This window comes from Moraxella sp. CTOTU48841 (assembly GCF_032061225.1).
Classification (GTDB): Bacteria; Pseudomonadota; Gammaproteobacteria; order Pseudomonadales; family Moraxellaceae; genus Faucicola; species Faucicola cinerea.
In genome coordinates this window covers 1-17,238 of the sequence record NZ_DAMBFQ010000004.1, presented here as the reverse complement: position 1 = coordinate 17,238, position 17,238 = coordinate 1, and the positions used below count along the sequence as shown (strand labels likewise).

Annotated in this window: 18 protein-coding genes and 1 tRNA gene; 12 read left to right on the top strand and 7 right to left on the bottom strand. The window is 44.5% G+C overall.

Annotation, left to right across the window (positions count from 1 at the left end; all coding sequences use genetic code 11):
- The first annotated feature begins 87 nt into the window (after positions 1 to 87).
- Positions 88 to 381: a heavy-metal-associated domain-containing protein gene (locus RT034_RS05705; RefSeq protein WP_135888454.1), complete on the top strand. Its 294-nt coding sequence runs from the start codon at positions 88 to 90 to the stop codon at positions 379 to 381.
- A 14-nt stretch (positions 382 to 395) separates the two neighbouring features.
- Here RT034_RS05705 and RT034_RS05700 read toward each other — a convergent pair whose 3' ends face one another.
- On the bottom strand, positions 396 to 836 hold the full coding sequence (locus RT034_RS05700; RefSeq protein ID WP_313014835.1) for a MerR family DNA-binding protein: 441 nt from the start codon (positions 834 to 836) through the stop codon (positions 396 to 398).
- Positions 837 to 945: 109 nt separating this feature from the next.
- On the opposite strand from RT034_RS05700, the gene copM reads away from it, so the two are divergent.
- The 6 genes from copM to RT034_RS05670 all read left to right on the top strand — a co-directional run bounded on the left by copM (position 946) and on the right by RT034_RS05670 (position 7,242).
- A complete protein-coding gene (gene copM, locus RT034_RS05695; RefSeq protein WP_313014832.1) occupies positions 946 to 1,689 on the top strand; it encodes a CopM family metallochaperone in 744 nt (247 codons plus the stop codon).
- Between the two features lie 40 nt (positions 1,690 to 1,729).
- Entirely contained in the window at positions 1,730 to 1,942 is a 213-nt protein-coding gene (locus tag RT034_RS05690) for a heavy-metal-associated domain-containing protein (protein ID WP_313014828.1), read from the top strand.
- A 39-nt stretch (positions 1,943 to 1,981) separates the two neighbouring features.
- Positions 1,982 to 4,276: a heavy metal translocating P-type ATPase gene (locus RT034_RS05685; RefSeq protein WP_313014825.1), complete on the top strand. Its 2,295-nt coding sequence runs from the start codon at positions 1,982 to 1,984 to the stop codon at positions 4,274 to 4,276.
- A 189-nt stretch (positions 4,277 to 4,465) separates the two neighbouring features.
- The gene (gene eno, locus RT034_RS05680) at positions 4,466 to 5,806 is read left to right on the top strand and encodes a phosphopyruvate hydratase (RefSeq protein WP_065262635.1); all 1,341 of its coding nucleotides are present in this window, start codon (positions 4,466 to 4,468) and stop codon (positions 5,804 to 5,806) included.
- Positions 5,807 to 5,952: 146 nt separating this feature from the next.
- Positions 5,953 to 6,303 (top strand): septum formation initiator family protein, encoded by a 351-nt coding sequence (locus RT034_RS05675; protein WP_313014822.1) that lies wholly within the window; start codon positions 5,953 to 5,955, stop codon positions 6,301 to 6,303.
- Between the two features lie 78 nt (positions 6,304 to 6,381).
- The gene (locus tag RT034_RS05670) at positions 6,382 to 7,242 is read left to right on the top strand and encodes an IspD/TarI family cytidylyltransferase (RefSeq protein WP_313014819.1); all 861 of its coding nucleotides are present in this window, start codon (positions 6,382 to 6,384) and stop codon (positions 7,240 to 7,242) included.
- Between the two features lie 184 nt (positions 7,243 to 7,426).
- Here the strand turns inward: RT034_RS05670 and RT034_RS05665 are convergent.
- The 3 genes from RT034_RS05665 to RT034_RS05655 form a co-directional block, all read right to left on the bottom strand.
- Positions 7,427 to 7,502: transfer RNA gene (locus RT034_RS05665), tRNA-Glu, on the bottom strand.
- Between the two features lie 247 nt (positions 7,503 to 7,749).
- A complete protein-coding gene (locus RT034_RS05660) occupies positions 7,750 to 7,917 on the bottom strand; it encodes a hypothetical protein (protein ID WP_313014816.1) in 168 nt (55 codons plus the stop codon).
- A gap of 26 nt (positions 7,918 to 7,943) precedes the next feature.
- Complete coding sequence (locus tag RT034_RS05655) at positions 7,944 to 8,132, bottom strand: hypothetical protein (RefSeq protein WP_007116099.1); 189 nt, start codon at positions 8,130 to 8,132, stop codon at positions 7,944 to 7,946.
- A 223-nt stretch (positions 8,133 to 8,355) separates the two neighbouring features.
- Here RT034_RS05655 and speC point away from each other — a divergent pair, with 223 nt between their 5' ends.
- Both speC and RT034_RS05645 read left to right on the top strand, forming a co-directional pair.
- Entirely contained in the window at positions 8,356 to 10,515 is a 2,160-nt protein-coding gene (gene speC / locus RT034_RS05650) for an ornithine decarboxylase (RefSeq protein ID WP_313014813.1), read from the top strand.
- Positions 10,516 to 10,708: 193 nt separating this feature from the next.
- The gene (locus RT034_RS05645; RefSeq protein WP_313014811.1) at positions 10,709 to 11,221 is read left to right on the top strand and encodes a hypothetical protein; all 513 of its coding nucleotides are present in this window, start codon (positions 10,709 to 10,711) and stop codon (positions 11,219 to 11,221) included.
- A gap of 1 nt (position 11,222) precedes the next feature.
- Here RT034_RS05645 and RT034_RS05640 read toward each other — a convergent pair whose 3' ends face one another.
- Together RT034_RS05640 and RT034_RS05635 are read right to left on the bottom strand one after the other, a co-directional pair.
- The gene (locus tag RT034_RS05640; protein ID WP_313014809.1) at positions 11,223 to 11,864 is read right to left on the bottom strand and encodes an anthranilate synthase component II; all 642 of its coding nucleotides are present in this window, start codon (positions 11,862 to 11,864) and stop codon (positions 11,223 to 11,225) included.
- 109 nt (positions 11,865 to 11,973) lie between these two features.
- Entirely contained in the window at positions 11,974 to 13,386 is a 1,413-nt protein-coding gene (locus tag RT034_RS05635) for an anthranilate synthase component I family protein (RefSeq protein ID WP_409566315.1), read from the bottom strand.
- Between the two features lie 70 nt (positions 13,387 to 13,456).
- On the opposite strand from RT034_RS05635, the gene RT034_RS05630 reads away from it, so the two are divergent.
- The gene (locus RT034_RS05630) at positions 13,457 to 13,633 is read left to right on the top strand and encodes a hypothetical protein (protein WP_313014806.1); all 177 of its coding nucleotides are present in this window, start codon (positions 13,457 to 13,459) and stop codon (positions 13,631 to 13,633) included.
- Here the strand turns inward: RT034_RS05630 and RT034_RS05625 are convergent.
- Positions 13,622 to 13,918 (bottom strand): Trp family transcriptional regulator, encoded by a 297-nt coding sequence (locus tag RT034_RS05625; RefSeq protein WP_313014802.1) that lies wholly within the window; start codon positions 13,916 to 13,918, stop codon positions 13,622 to 13,624. The genes RT034_RS05630 and RT034_RS05625 overlap by 12 nt on opposite strands.
- A 456-nt stretch (positions 13,919 to 14,374) precedes the next feature.
- Between RT034_RS05625 and RT034_RS05620 the strand changes: the two genes are divergently transcribed.
- Together RT034_RS05620 and RT034_RS05615 are read left to right on the top strand one after the other, a co-directional pair.
- Positions 14,375 to 16,351, top strand: coding sequence for an oleate hydratase (locus RT034_RS05620; RefSeq protein WP_313014799.1), 1,977 nt, complete (start codon positions 14,375 to 14,377; stop codon positions 16,349 to 16,351).
- 155 nt (positions 16,352 to 16,506) lie between these two features.
- The gene (locus RT034_RS05615) at positions 16,507 to 17,145 is read left to right on the top strand and encodes a glutathione S-transferase family protein (protein ID WP_282850314.1); all 639 of its coding nucleotides are present in this window, start codon (positions 16,507 to 16,509) and stop codon (positions 17,143 to 17,145) included.
- The last annotated feature ends 93 nt before the right edge of the window (positions 17,146 to 17,238 follow it).

Below are 17,238 nucleotides of genomic sequence, written 5' to 3'. Positions count from 1 at the left end.
ACGAGGCTTTTTTTTGGCTATGGTATAGTGGTAGGTTATAGGATAGAACAACATTTTATCACCCACAGCATGAATACAGGAATGACCATGGCAATTCAAACAGTCGCGTATGATTTAAAAGGTATTAATGACCCAGCAGGCTATGAGGAAGTTATGAAAGCTTTAACCACCATCGGCGGGGTGCAGGCAGTGCATCTTGAGCCTGAAAATCATCGCGTGATTGTAAGCTTTGATGATACCCAGACGTCAGTTTTTGCCTTCAAAGCTGCGCTGACCAATGTCGACTATATTACCGAGCCTTTCCCGATTGAAGCACCTGCCAACCCTGCCAACAATCGCACTTTAGCGGGTGATTTGGCAAAAGATGGTAGACTTTCCTAAACTAAATCGCTTGTTCAGTAGTTACGCTCGGTGCGGCAAGTGTGCTTGGTCACTGAGTCATCTTGTACGCCATCTTGTAAGCCCTCTAGAATACTACAGGTAGGCGAGCCATCTCCCAAACAACTATCGTGCCATGCTTGCAGGGTGGCTTTCATTGATTGTAAACGCTGTATTTTATCGCTTAGTTCATCGATGTGACTGCGGGTTAATGCTTTGACTTTGGCATTGCTACGCTGCTTGTTATCTTGTAGAGCCAATAACGCTTCAATCTGCGCTAACGAAAATCCCACATCACGGGCATGTTTGATAAATTTTAGACGCTGTAATTGGGTATCGGTAAAAACACGGTAACCACTATTCGTGCGCTGGATGGTCTGTAATAAACCGAGTTTTTCGTACTCACGAATTTGTCTAGGCGATAACTCAGTCAATTTAGCGACTTCATTAATATTCATTTTTTGCTTGACCTTGACCTAATGTTAAGGTTTATAGTAATACCACAGTGTGATAAATCAAACTTTTTTTTTCAAAGAACGTAAAAAAAGCAACCTGAAGGATATGAATATGAATAACATCGTAGGTTTGTCATGGGTGGTGGCATTGGCGCTAGGTATAACGGCGTGCACAAAAAATGACACTAGCCAAACTGCAACAACGGCATCAAGTAGCCATGCTACAAGTACCGATTCAATGAGTACCCATGCGAGTATGACCCAAGCGCAGTCAATGCATCATATGGCTTCGGCAGCGGATACGCAGTCACAATCACAGCCGCCGCATATCATGGCTTATATGGATATCATGAATAAAATGCACCAAGCCATGTCAGCAGGGGTGCAAGCTAAGAATGCCGATGTGGGATTTGCCAAAGGCATGATACCGCATCATGAAGGCGCAATTGCGATGGCAAAAGTGGAACTGCAGTATGGGAAAGATGCCGAGATGAAAGCCCTTGCACAAAAAATCGTCGATGCCCAGCAAAGTGAAATCAGCGTGATGCAAAACTGGTTAGATAAAAACGAATCAAGTCAGATAGCGGCGAGCAATGCCAAAGAAATAACGCAAGCCTATCAGCAAAAAGACATGAGCAACCACGATGCCATGATGCAAGGAACTATGGACGCCAATCCTGATATCGCCTTTGCTAAGGGTATGATACCGCATCACCAAGGCGCGATTGATATGGCAACGATAGAGCAAACCTATGGTAAAAATCCAGCGATGCTAGCACTCGCCAAGCAGATTAAACAAGCGCAGACGCCAGAAATCAAACAAATGCAAGATTGGCTTAGCAAACAAGCCCATTAATTAAAAAAATAGCCACGTAAACGTAAAAAAGGAGCGTAGTATGACAACCCAAACCATCACATTAAATATCCAAGGCATGACTTGTGGCGGCTGCGTCAAAAGCGTAACCAATGCCCTCAACCAAGTGGCAGGGGTGCAATCTGTCGATGTCAGCCTTGACCATAACAACGCAACCATCAGCTTTGATGACAGCCAATTACAACAAAGCACGCTTAAAGAAGCGATTGAAGACGCTGGCTTTGACGTAGTATAACGACGCCACACAAAGACACCATACAAGACAGACACTATCATGACTACCCAATCGATTCACGCGTCAGACAACGCCCATACCGAGCAAGTCATTCTTGATATCGATGGCATGACTTGTCAAGCCTGTGCCAGCCGTATCGAAAAAGTGCTCAATAAAAAGCCTGCGATTGTGCAAGCCGATGTCAATTATGCCAATGAGGTAGCGCAGGTGCGGTTTGATGCATCACAAACCAACGCCGAGCAGATTGTAGAATGGGTGAAAAAGACAGGCTATGAGGCAAAAGTGCAGCCGCAAAACGCGCTATTTGAGCATGAAGCCCATGAGCAAAAAGCGCCCTACACCTTGATTGCGGTTTGGATTTGCTTGCTGCCTTTTTTGATTGGCATGGCAGGCATGATGATGGGCAGTCACGCACTGATGCCGCCGCTGTGGCTACAATTTGTGTTGGCGACTATCGTACAGTTTGGCTTGGCGATACCGTTTTACAAAAGTGCTTGGGCGAGTATCAAAGGCGGTCTTGCCAATATGGACGTGCTGGTGGTGCTTGGCACACTGACAATTTGGGCGTATTCTACCTATAGTTGGTTGAGCTATCTGCAAACCACAGCCCAAATGGGGCATGATGGGATGGCGCATAGCATGCCCCATGTGTATTTTGAAGCTAGCGTGATGGTAATTGCCTTTGTCAAAATGGGGAAGTACCTAGAAGCCCGTACCAAAAAACATAGCCTAAATAGCATCAATTTGCTATTAGCGCTCACCCCTGAGCAAGTGGAAGTTAAAAACCCCAATCCGCAAAGCCAAGATGCGCAGTGGCAAATCCTGCCCCTTGAGCAAGTCACGGCTGGTCAAATTTTACGTGCTAAAGCAGGTACTCGCATTGCCACTGATGGCATTGTCACCGCTGGCGAAGGCTGGTGTGATGAGAGCCATTTGACGGGTGAATCAGTGCCCCTGTCTAAACATATTGGCAGTACGGTGCTGGCAGGTGCCATGGTAGAAAACGGCAGCTTTGAATACCAAGTCACCGCCAAAGGTAGCCAAACACGGCTTGGCGATATGATACAAGCGCTCAACGACGCACAAGGCAGTAAAGCCCACATCGCTCGTCTCGCAGATAGAGTCGCAGGTATCTTTGTGCCGGTGGTGGTTGCCATCGCTTTGTTGACTTTTTTTGCCAATTATTGGTTCTTAGGCGCGTTTGACACGGCACTCATGCGCGCAGTGTCCGTGTTAGTGATTGCTTGCCCCTGTGCATTGGGTCTAGCGACGCCGGCAGCCATCATGGCGGGCATGGGTGTGGCAGCACGCTCAGGAGTTTGGTTTAAAGATGCGCAAGCCTTAGAAGCGGCAGGTGCAATTGATACGGTAGTACTGGATAAGACAGGCACCATCACCCAAGGTAAACCCCAATTATCTGCAGTATACCTGATAGATGACAATCTAAAACTGTTTAACCTAGACAAAGCAGCGCTGCTGCAGCTTGTTGCCAGTGTCGAGCGTCATGCAAACCACCCGCTTGCGACCACGCTAGTGAACTATGCTGAATCCTACAATAAACAGACTGATAAGCCTCAAAATCCAGCGGCATTTACCATAAGCCATGTGGAAACAGTGCTCGGGCAGGGGATACAGGCACAGGTAGCCACGATTGGGCGGGTGAAAATCGGCACGCCAAATTTTGCCAATCTTCAGTTGCCTGCAGCGACTATCCAAGCCAATCCTGTTTGGCAAATTGCCAGTCAAGTGGCGGTAAGTATCAATGACACCCCTGTGGCAGCCTTCGCGCTAGCCGATGAGCTCAAACAAGACAGCATTAAGGTGATTGCGTCGCTGCAAGCCCATCATTTAGATGTGGTAGTGATGAGTGGTGACAAGCAATCGGTGGTAGATTATGTGGGTCAGCAGATTAACGCCAGCAAGGCACTTGGCGAGCTGTCACCACGTGACAAAGCGCAGCGCATTGATGAATGGCAACAACAAGGCAAAAAAGTAGCAATGGTCGGGGATGGGGTGAATGATGCCCCCGCAATGGCAACGGCGACCGCAAGTTTTGCGGTAGAAGGCGCAACCGATATTGCCAAGCATAGCGCCACGGCAAGGCTAATGGGCGAGTCGCTCAAACATGTCGACTATGCGGTCACAATTGCCCGTGCAACCCTGCGTAATATTAAGCAAAACCTATTTTTTGCGTTTATCTATAATTGCCTTGGTATACCGTTAGCGGCTTTTGGTCTACTTAATCCAATGATAGCGGCAGCAGCGATGGCGCTGAGTTCAATTTCTGTACTACTCAATGCCTTGCGACTCACTCGCATGAAGGTCATTTCCTAACGGTTTATGGTTATTTTGACAACCTGTTGGGGCTGATTTTACTTGGCTAGGCATGACTATGCATGACTATGCATGACCTACGGGCGATAGTGATAAGCTGCTAAAACCTGTTAAAATATGCTATGATAAACCCACCCCATTTGTATTTTAACAATCCCATTGTTGATTATGACAGCCAAGGAAAATAACATGTACGCTGAAGAAACTACCACCAATAACCAAATCAAAGATATCATTGCCCGCGAAATTTTGGACTCACGCGGCAACCCAACCATTGAAGCCGATGTGATTTTAGCGGATGGTACTATCGGTCGTGCAGCAGCACCATCGGGGGCATCGACAGGTTCACGTGAAGCGCTTGAGCTGCGTGATGGTGACGCATCACGCTATCTGGGTAAAGGGGTCAAAAAAGCCGTTGCCAACGTCAACAGTGAAATTCGTTCATCACTGGTTGATATGGATGTATCAAAACAACAAGACATTGACAACAAATTATTAGCGCTTGATGGCACAGAAAACAAAGAAAAATTGGGCGCCAATGCGACCTTAGCGGTATCTTTAGCAGCAGCCCGTGCCGCCGCACAATCACAAAAACTGCCGCTTCACCAATACATTGCCAACCTGCGTGGGCAAACGTCACTGTCCATGCCTGTACCGATGATGAATATCCTAAATGGCGGTGCCCACGCGGACAACACCGTTGATATCCAAGAGTTTATGATTGAGCCTGTTAATTTCACCAGCTTCGGTGAAGCGTTGCGTGCGGGTACAGAAGTGTTCCATAGCCTAAAATCCGTGCTAAAAAAACAAGGCTTAAACACCGCAGTCGGTGATGAAGGTGGCTTTGCACCAAACTTACGCTCAAACGAAGAAGCGATTACTGTCATCATGCAAGCGATTGAGCAAGCAGGGTATACCGCAGGTAAAGACATTTACTTAGCGCTTGATTGTGCTTCATCAGAGTTCTACCATAAAAACGAGCAAGGGAACGGTCAATACGTACTTGAAGGCGAAGGCAATAAAGCCTTTAGTTCAGAAGGTTTTGCGGATTATTTAGCAGGTCTTGTGAGCCAATACCCAATTATCTCGATTGAAGATGGTCTAGATGAAAGCGATTGGGATGGCTGGGCGTACTTAACGCAAAAATTGGGCGACAAAGTGCAGCTCGTGGGTGACGATTTATTCGTGACCAATCCAAAAATCCTACAAGAAGGTATCGATAAACACATTGCCAATGCGATTTTGATTAAATTTAACCAAATTGGTACTTTATCAGAAACCTTAGACGCCATTTATCTAGCGAAGAAAAATGGCTATGCCACCGTCATCTCACACCGCTCAGGTGAGACTGAAGACAGCACCATCGCTGACTTAGCCGTGGGGACAGCTGCAGGTCAAATCAAAACAGGCTCACTGTGCCGTTCTGACCGTGTTGCCAAATATAACCAATTGCTTCGTATCGAGCAGATGGTCACTGCAAGCTACCACGGTGCTGATGAGTTTATCGGTTTACGCAACCCAAAAGCCTAATTTTAAAAGCTTAGCGCCAAAAGCTTAAATTTTAAAGCTTGATAAAGCATTGAAGTGATAAAAACCTTAACCCACGACATTGAATTTGCTACAATGCGTGGGGTAAGGTTTTTTTATGCCAAAAGTTTTTATTATTGAGTGCTGTCATGACTTATTTGCGTCAACTGTTTATGATTATTTTTGCGGTGATTGTGTTGGTATGTCTACAATACCAGTATTGGTTTGGCACCAATGGTCGGGGCGATTTGGCAGCGTTAAATAAACAAATCAGCGAACAGCAATCCATCAATACCGATCAGCAAAAAGCCAATGAGGTATTGCTTGCCGATGTCAAAGACTTAAAAAACGGACTTGAAGCAGTGGAGGAACATGCTCGCTCTGATTTAGGTTTAATCAAACAAGGCGAAACATTTGTGCAAATGTCGACTGCTAGCAGTGTGTACAGTACCGATGTGGTCACACCGACCGCCCACAATACCGCCAAGCCTCAACCATAAAAATGCATAACAACTGCCAAAGTTATATTTGTCTCAATTTTTACTGTCAACTGTTTACTTTATTGTTGAAAAGACGCCATGTCAGAACTTAACGCGATAGCCGCCAATTTATCTAGTAACCTTACGATTGACACCGTGGTCGTCGCGGCAGGCGTTGGCAAACGTTTTGGGAGCCAGATGCCAAAACAGTACACCCATATTGGCGGTCAGACGGTGCTCCAACACAGCATAGCGGCGCTAAGCAAAGTCCATCAGCTAAGCACTTGCTATTTGGTAGTTTCTGAAGAAGATACGATTGCCAAAACACTTAACTTTAGCATGCCAATCGAGTGGGTGATAGGTGGCAAGGAGCGAATGAATTCGGTGTTTAACGCCGTGCAAACGATTTGGCAACAATATAAAAATTCGTTGAGTGATAAGACCTCCAATGATAAAGCGTTCAATGACAAAGCCTTTAGTGAAAAAGCTAGTCATCATGCGTATGATAATCATTGGGTGCTGATTCATGATGCTGCGCGTCCTTGTGTCAATCCGAGCGATATAGAAAAATTGATCACACAGACCACGCAGCAATTTTTGCAACAGTCGCATCAACAGTCACAGCAAGAGCAAGGGCAAGAGTCGGCGGGTGGCTTATTAGCAGTACCGATGCGCGATACGGTCAAACAAATCATCCATGCACAAGACAAAGTATTGGCACAAAAAACGCTTGATCGCAGTCAGTTGTGGCTAGCACAAACCCCGCAGATTTTTCCATTGGCAACACTGTATGATTATCTAATCCAAGCCATTGAGCAAACGATTGCGTTTACCGATGAAGCCAGTTTATTTGAGCATTTTGGCAAACAGCCGTTATTGGTGGAGGGCAGTCATAGCAATATCAAGCTAACTTTTCCAGAGGATTTGCAGTTTGCGCAGGTGTATCTGGCAAAACCTTAGCAAAAATGGCTTGGCAACAAATTGAGGTTACCGCTAAAAAGCGCATAAGAAGAGAAGTGCTTAATAAAAGAAGCGCATGAGCAAAAAAAGGCAAAAAGAATTTCTAAAGCCACAAAAACAAAAAAGCCATACTAGATTAGCATGGCTTTTTAACTGTATTTTTTAGCGTTACCACTAAAAAAATTGGCGTCCCCACGGGGATTCGAACCCCGGTTACCGCCGTGAAAGGGCGATGTCCTAGGCCTCTAGACGATGGGGACACTAGCACGCTTATTTTATAGCGTGACCTCGACCGCTTTCACCGTTAATGTCGAAGTGGAGCGTATAATATATATTTTTATTTTTGCCGTCAACTGTTTTTTATGTATTTTTTTATATTTTTAACAATTAACCCATGATTGGTGACTCATGATACTTGGTAGAGCGGCATGACAAGCGCATTAGCCAACTAATGCGCTTAATTACAGTGCTTTCTAAAAAGTGTTGTCTAAAAATTTAGCGCCGTTCTTATGAGTGATTGTTTTGCGACTCAGGCGTCGTATGAGATTGTGGCGGCAGATTAGCGGCTTTATTTTTTAAATGATAGCGAATCCAAAAATGGGTTACGATGCTAATCACAATCGATAAACTAATAAAACCTAAAATGATCATCCAAATTTGACTATCTACTTGCATACTTGATCCTTGTGAGACAATCTAAGTTAACGCTGATTATCGATGCGCTGGCTATCAATACTTTGATTAGCTCCCATTGTTTGATTACGAATCGCATCATCGCGCTGTTTTTTCTTGAGTCGGAACGTTAGCCATAAATATGTTAATATGCCTAAGATTACGGCAGCAATCATATACATAATAATAGTAGTCCAAATACTGTTATCTACGCCCATGAAAGAGTCCTTTTTATTATTGTTAGCATTAGTGTAACAGGTCTTAACAGCTATTTTACGTCATTCACGTAATGATGTGTGGTAGCGATGTTACTGGCTATTTTCAAACACTGTAATAAGCGTCTACAAAAGCACTTTTTTTCACTTTTTCATATTTTTACGTTAAGATAATTGTCTAAAAAACGCTTTGGCAACTGACACGGTTGCAGCAAGGAAAATAATTATGAAAGTAGTCATCAGTGATGGCATCGAATACGCCCTAAATCTTAATTATCGTACCATCGATATTGAATCGACCGACTATACCAATATTGCAGCAATTGTGGTCACGATGACAGACTTGCCTCGTGTGTATCAAGATATTGAAGATTTGGGGTTTGCTATTCCGATATTTGTGGCGATTGAATATGGTGATGTAGTGCCTGATGAATGGCTACCCAATGTGTATGGTGTGCTAGAGCTGGCAGATGATCAAAAGTTTTATAACGGACAATTGGTCAATGCGGCAGCGGCAGATTACATCGCCACGCTCGATCCGCCTTTTTTCCAAGCCTTGATGGACTATACCGACTATGGCAATGCGGCGTTTGACTGTCCTGGGCACCAAGGCGGACAGTTTTTTCGTAAGCATCCTTCGGGCAGACGTTTTTATTTATACTTTGGGGAAACGCTGTTTCGCGCCGACTCCTGTAATGCCGATGTCCGTCTCGGCGATTTGCTAATTCATGAAGGACCAGCTTTTGAGGCACAAGCGCATGCGGCGAAAGTGTTTAATGCGGATAAAACCTACTTTGTGCTCAACGGTACTTCCTCTTCCAATAAAATTGCGATTGGTGCCTTAGTGGCGCATGGTGATTTGGTGCTGTTTGACCGTAACAATCACAAATCTGTGTACCAAGGCGCCTTAACCATGGCAGGTGGTACGCCTGTGTATTTAGAGACCGACCGCAATGCTTATGGTTTGATTGGCGGCATTCCTGCCCATTGTTTTGATGAAGCCGAAATCCGTGAGCGTATTCGTGAAGTTGCGCCCGATAAAGCCGATGATGCCCGACCATTTCGCTTGGCGGTAATTCAGCTGGGTACGTATGATGGCACTATTTATAACGCCCGCCAAGTGGTGGATCGCATCGGGCATCTGTGTGACTATATTTTGTTTGACAGTGCTTGGGTGGGTTATGAGCAGTTTATTCCGATGATGCGTGATTGCTCGCCACTGCTACTTGAGCTGGGTGAAAATGATCCGGGAATTTTGGTGACCCAATCAGTACACAAGCAACAAGCGGGCTTTTCTCAGGCCTCACAAATCCATAAAAAAGATAACCATATCAGCGGGCAAGCCCGTTATGTCAATCATAAACGCTTTAACAACTCGTTTATGATGCACGTGTCGACTTCGCCGTTTTACCCGTTGTTTGCCTCACTCGATGTCAATGCCAAAATGCATGAAGGTAAAGCCGGTCAGCGCATGTGGCATGAGTGTGTCATCGGCGGTATCGAAGCACGTAAAATGCTGCTAGACACTTGTACCATGATTTTGCCGTTTGTTCCGCCTACAGTAGATGGGCAAGCTTGGCAAGACTACGATACCGAAACCATTGCCCATGATATTCGTTTTTTCCGCTTTGAGGCAGGGGCGCGATGGCATGATTTTCAGCATTATGCCGATGACCAATACTTTATCGACCCCTGTAAATTGCTACTGACCACGCCAGGCATTGATATGCAAACCGGTGAGTATGAAGCAACAGGGATTCCTGCCGCGATTTTGGCGCATTATCTGCGCGAAAGCTCGGTCATTCCAGAAAAAGCCGATTTAAACTCGATTTTATTCTTACTGACGCCTGCCGAAACCTTGGCAAAATTCCAGCACTTGGTCGCCCGTATCGTCAGTTTTGAAAAGCACATTCGCGAAAACAGCCCCGTCACCCAAGTGCTGCCGACACTGGCTAAGGCATATCCGCAGTACCGCAAACTGACCATCAATGAGCTGTGCCAACTCATGCATAACTTCTATGCCAAGCATCAGCTCAACAAACGACAAAAACAAATGTTTGAGCGCGAATATCGTCCCAAGGTTGCTATAAGCGCGTTTGATGCCCATAACGCCTTTATCCGTAATGAGGTTGAGCTGGTTGCGCTAACAGAAATTCGCGGACGGGTGGCGATGGAAGGGGCGCTACCATATCCACCAGGGGTGTACTGTATTGTGCCTGGCGAAGTATGGGATGGGGCGGTGCTTGATTACTTCTTAGCATTGCAAGAAGGCGTTAATCGCTTGCCAGGCTTTGAGCCAGAAGTGCAGGGCGTGTACTGGGAGTATGACGACCAAGGTAAAAAGATTGCCTATGCTTATGTGTTAAAACAGCCTCACCAAATTTGATTGACGGTTTTTGATTCATAGGCTTTCTCGGTGAAGTCTATATTTGGCGCATTTGCAGGAGTAACCAATGACGCAAAAATTGGTCCGTATGGGTAGGTACGATGTTATCCCATTAAATGATAATCATTATTATTTACATTCTCAATCTATTATTGGATAATGACGGCTCAATTTTTTAAGAGGCAGTCAAACAATGACAATGAAAGATTTTCGTATCTACATGAGGCTTGGGCACCGCTATGTTGGATTTTTTATGGTTGGCATTATGCTGGTCTATTCGCTAAGTGGCATGTTGCTGGTATTTCGCGACACTGATTTTTTAAAATCTTCAAAAACTGTCAAGCAAGTCGTGGCAACCAATCTTGATGAGAAAAATTTAGCCAAAACCCTAAAAATGAAAAACATCGATTTTAGGGAACAGCAGGGTGATATACAGCTTTTTAAAGATGGACAGTACAATACTAAAACCGGTGAGGTGACTTATACCAGCAAAAAGCTGCCTGTGGTATTAGATAAAATGGTGAATTTTCATAAAGCCCCGTCAAAGGGCAGTATGGGCGGATTGAATACATTATTTGGGTTGTCGTTACTATTTTTTGTGCTATCGAGTTTCTTTTTATTTGCCCCAAGTTCAAAAATCTTTAAACGTGGTTTGGCGTTTGTTGCCGTTGGGGCGGTGTTGTCGGTGATTTTGTTGATGTTGTAAATTACCCTAACAAAAAGTTTTTTAGCAAGGTTTTCGCCCCTTCGGTGGCGAAGGATTCTGGGTGATATTGCACCCCTTGAATCGGATAGTCACGATGGCGAATGCCCATGATTTCATCGCCTGCTAGACTGGCATCTTTGAGGTTTTTATCACTATGTTGCTCACTAGATACCACGCTGGTCACTACCAAACACTCGGGGAGTGAGGCGGCGTCGACCATCAGTGAGTGATAACGCATGATGTCAAGCTGCTGTGGTAAACCTTGATACACGCCTTGACCATCGTGGCGAATCGGTGACGTCTTGCCATGCATGGGCACATTAGCTCGCACCACTTGACCACCAAAAAAATGTGCAATGCCCTGCATGCCAAGACACACGCCTAGCAGCGGCGTGGTTTTTCCCATTTCGGTTATAACTTGTCCGCATACGCCAAAATAGGCTTCATCATCGGGCGAGCCAGGACCTGGTGAGATGATGATACGGTCAGGATTCATCGCTTTGACGTCATCTAGCGTGATTTCGTTGTTGCGTTTGACCGTGACCTGAAAAGCACCTGGATATTCAGAGGATAGGATTTCACCAATATATTGGTATAGGTTAAAGGTAAAAGAATCGTAGTTATCAATAATTAACACTTGCATAGTCAACTCTAAAAATAGGTTTAGCGGTTATTCTAAACGTTTAAAATACTGCTGATATACATCGCTATCATACGTATCTAGTTGGCGTATCGTCATGATGGAGCAGACTTTACTGCACTGGCGCAAAATTGGACAGTACAACTTTCATCGCGGACAATTTACGCTGGATTTCTTCATATTCGTCTTCAGGATTGGAGTCATATACATTGCCGCCGCAAGTTTGTGCATACGCTTTTTCGCCATTGATAAACAGCGAGCGAATTGGGATAGCAAAAATACAATCCCCATTAAAGCAAAACTGACCGAGTGCGCCACCATACGCCCCACGGCCATCTGGCTCAAGTTGATTGATAATTTTCATCGCTTCAATTTTGGGTGCGCCCGATAGCGTGCCTGCGGGAAAATTACTGGCAAGCGCGGTGAACATATCATGATTAGGGTCAAGAATACCGACGATTTCACTGGAAATATGCTGGACATGTGAAAAGCGCTTGATATCCATTAAGTTACGCACTTTTACTGTTCCAAAGCGTGCCACCCGCCCGATATCATTACGATGTAAGTCCACCAACATATGATGTTCGGCGATTTCTTTGGGGTCATTGAGCAAGGCGCGTGCTAATTGGCGATCTTCGGTATCATCCTTGCCGCGTTTGGTGGTGCCTGCCAGTGGGAAGGTTTCCATCTCACCATTGCGCAATCGGAACAACAACTCAGGCGATGCGCCGATGATTTTTTGGGCGCCAAATTTGACATAGTACATATGCGGTGACGGGTTGACTTCGCGCAGTTTACTATAAATTGGCATGGTATCGCCTTGAATGCGATAATGCGATTTGAAACCCACTTCACACTGGAAAATCAGCCCAGCTTTAATGTCTTCTTTGACTTTCATCACTGCTGCCGCATGTTGCTCGCGGTTCATCCCATCGCCCAAATGCTCAGCAGTCGGCTGCGTATAGTCAGGCGAAATAGCGGTCAATAATGACTTGATTTCGTCAATACGATTGCTTTGGTGGTCGGTATCGTAATAATAATAAAAAATTTCACCGGTCATCTTATCAAGGCTTAACCCATCTAAGTACACCCCGAATTTGAACGGCTCGAAATCATCACTGGTCTGAATATTAAGGGTCGGCTCAAAAAAATTGACACTATCAAATCCCAAAAAACCGACCAATCCGCCGGTATGGCTACGCGAAATCACATGTTGTGGGGTGATTTCGCGCAGTAGTTGGTAAGGATTGTCACAGGTATAATCCGTGCTTTCCCCCGTGCGATTGTTGGTGATAGTCAAGGTATGGCGGTCTTTTGCCAACACCGTCATCGCAGGGTCAAAGCCGATGGCATGATGACGTGAGATATAGCTTTCTTCGCCCAACGATTCCAGTAAAAAACAGGTAGCGTATTTGGCTTCGATGCGTTTAAAGAGTTCAAAAAAATCAATGTCTTGTGCAAGTTTAATCAGGTTTGGTTTGCTGGCAAGGGCGATTTTGGGCGGTTTGGCGTGTGTAGTCATCATAGTGTCTTAAATTTATAGTATGCTAAATTTACATTATCTTAAATTTTAATCAATGTTTCAGTGTTCTAGTATGATGATACATTGTAATCAGATTAATCCCTGCTTGCAACTCTTTTATGGCATCACAGTTATTTTCACACTGATTTTCATCGCCCTTCTACGCACCCCAAAGTATGTCACCCAAAAGTATGCTACTGTGATGGGCTTATTCACGCTTGAAGCCATTATCAAAGACTTATTGGGTTAAATGAGTCAAATTTGGCAATAATTGGTTGATATCATGTTGACCATACGCTTTGGCGCCCCGTGATACGGTCGCAATGCCCACCCCCAAGCGCTCAGCGATTTCGCGTTGTGGTAGCGCTTGCTGAAACAAGGCAAAAATCTGGATGCGATTGGCGATTTCTTTTTGTTCTTTTTCAGTCAGTAGCGCTGCCAAAATTTCGCGGATAAAGTCACTATCATCGGTTTGGCTCAATAGCTCAACCAAATAATCATAGGCGGGTAGGGATGATGGCGAAGTGTGCGGCATAGTAGTTTTTTTGAGTAAAAGATAACAAGTAAAGCATTTCAGTGTTCTAGTATAGTGATACATTTTACGAAGTTTAGCAAGTGAACTCAATCGATTTTTATCCCTTTAGAAAACTAAAGAGGTGCGATAACTGGTTACTTTTGATTACAAAAGCGCAAATAACTGAATATTTAATCAAAGCTTAGTCGACACAAAGTCGCTTTAGCGAGGTCATACAATATGGTTATAATAAAATTGCTTAGTTAAAAATCTAAGTGAGTTTATTAATTATAAACAATGACTATCAATCATAATTTTATAACCGCGCCGTTGTCTTTAGTTATTGTGTAGCAGTCTTAATGGGCAATTAAGAATGGGCAGTTAAGATCAATGTCAAAAGGTAGCAGCGCGGTTTAAAGAGTTAGCTAACGCTAATGTTATTCAATACTAATCTTATTCAAAATAGGGCACTTCATTATGACAACCAACGCTAAGAACAACAGTGATTTTTTGAAAAATATAGTTTTTAAAAAGGTCGATCACCAACCACAGCGCGCGGATTATCAATCTCATCAACCTGGCAATTCGATGCCGTTTAGCGATGCCCATGGTAACTATCAGCGTAATATCGGCTTTGATACCGGACGTTTTAAAGACAGTAAAGTCTATATTGTCGGTGGCGGTATTGGCGGTTTAGCAGCCGCGTATTATTTTATCCGAGATGCCCATATCCCAGGTGAGAACATTACCTTTTTAGAAGAATTAGCGGTGCAAGGCGGCTCACTCGATGGCGCTGGTAATGCCGAAGACGGTTATATCATGCGCGGTGGTCGTGAGATGATTACCACCTACGAGAATTTTTGGGATATGTTCCAAGATATACCGGCGCTAGAGTTACCAGAGCCTTATTCAGTCCTTGATGAATACCGCTTGATTAATGACAATGATCCCAACTATTCTAAAGCACGGTTGATTCATAACAAAGGTGACATCAAAGATTTTCATAAGTTTAATCTTAGCAAATCCGACCAGCTTGCCATTGTCCGCTTATTATTAAAAAATCAAGACGAATTAGACAATCTCACCATCGAAGATTACTTTAGCCAAAGTTTTTTGGACAGTAATTTTTGGACGCTATGGCGTAGTATGTTTGCTTTTGAAAACTGGCACAGCTTGCTTGAGTGCAAGCTTTATATGCACCGGTTTTTGGAAGCCTTAGATGGCATCAAAGATATGTCGACCCTGTTATTTGCCAAATACAACCAATATGACAGTTTTGTGGTACCTGCGCAAAAATTTTTAATCAATAAAGGCGTCAAACTACAAAGTGACACGTTAGTGACCGCGGTTGATTTTGAGCAGCAAGGCGACAAAAAAATCGTTAAAGGGCTGACAACTATCCAACAAGGTCAACAAGTCCATATCCCTGTGCGGGATAATGATTTTGTGATTATTACTACAGGGTCAATGACGGAAGATACGCGCTATGGCACCAGTGACACTGCGCCTGATATCCGTCTAACTGATGATAAAATGGGAAAGACGAAAGGCTGGGTACTATGGAATGACCTTGCCAAACAATCGCCAGTGTTTGGTCGTCCAGAAAAATTTAACCGCCATGTACCCAAATCTGCCTGGATGTCAGCAACCTTAACCTGCAAAGACTCGGCGCTTTTACGCAAAATCAGCGAAAAATACTGTGTCAATCCGCCGCTATCAGGCAAAACAGTCACAGGCGGTATTGTTACCATCACCGATTCCAACTGGCTTATGAGCTTTACTATTAACCGCCAACCGCAATTTCCTGACCAACCCAAAGACGTGGTGGTGATATGGGTGTATGGGCTATTGAAGGATAAAAAAGGCAACTATGTGCCAAAAACCATGCCAGAGTGTACGGGGCATGAAATTGTGACGGAGCTACTATACCACCTAGATTTGCTCGAGCAAAAAGATGATATTTTAGCCAATACTATCGCTAACACCGCCTATATGCCCTATATCACTTCGATGTTTATGCCGCGTGCCAAAGGCGACCGTCCACAAATCGTACCCGAAGGCTGCACCAATTTAGGTCTCATCGGTCAATTTGTTGAAACCAATAATGATGTGGTGTTCACCGTTGAAACTTCGGTACGCTCGGCGCGGGTTGCGGTGTACACCCTCACAGATAGCAACAAGCAAGTGCCTGATATCGTGCCAACCCAATACGATATTCGCAATATACTACGCTCTGCCAGTACACTCAACGATGACCAAGGCTTTATCGGCGAAGGCATACTGCGCCGAGTGCTCGCCAATGCCTATTATGAGCACATCTTGCCACCCGTCGCTAAAAAAGCGCACAAAGACAGCTCCTTGATGCAGACGCTTGCCGAGCAATTTGAAGTAGTTAAAGCCTTTTGGCATAAAGAAGGTCATAAAGATGAGCAAAAAGTGCAGGATAAAAAATAAGCTTTGATAAACATTTGCCATTAAACCGAAAAATCCTCCTGCCGTCAGGGGGATTTTTTATCAGCAAAATTTCCTTTGCGCCTAAAAACCCTATTTCGTAAAACGGTGGTTTCAAGTATATTAAAGGTAAAATCACACATCATAAGGAACAAGTGATGAAACTATATACCATGAATGCCCCGCCAAATCCTCGCAAGGTCGACTTATTGTTAAAAGTCAAAGAACTTGATATCAATGATATTCATAATTTACAAGTCATCAACGTGGATATTGGCAAAAATGAGCAAAACTCGCCGGATTTTTTGGCGGTCAATCCACTCGGGCTGTTGCCTGTGTTAGTGCTTGATGATGGCACTGTGCTCAACGATTCACATGCCATTTGTGAATACCTTGATATTCGACTCGCAGGCAATGGTAAGCAAGTGATGGGCTCAGACCCTATACAGCGCGCCAAAATCACCGCCATGTCACGCAATGCGGAGTTTCATGTGCTATATAACATGATGCTGGCTTTCCAGCATGGGCATCCATCTCGCGCGTCGGTGGGCAACCAAGTGCCTGGTATGGCAGAAGAGAGCATCAACCGCGTCAAAAAAGCATTGCCGTACTTTGACAAGCTATTATCGAGTCATAAATATTTGCTCGGTGATCGACTTACCTTCGCTGATATCGTGTTGTATGTTGGCTTGGATTTTGGGCGAGTGATGAAGTTTAATCCAAAAGATGCCAGTGTGGTGGGTGACCATGTGGCACGTTTTTATGCGCAAATGAGTGAGCGTTTTGGTAAAAAATAACGGTTGTTGACATAAAAAGGGCAAGGTAGCTGCCCTTTTTTGGTAGTGGTATGAAAAGTATGCTGGTATAGAAATAAAAAAGACAGCTTGAGA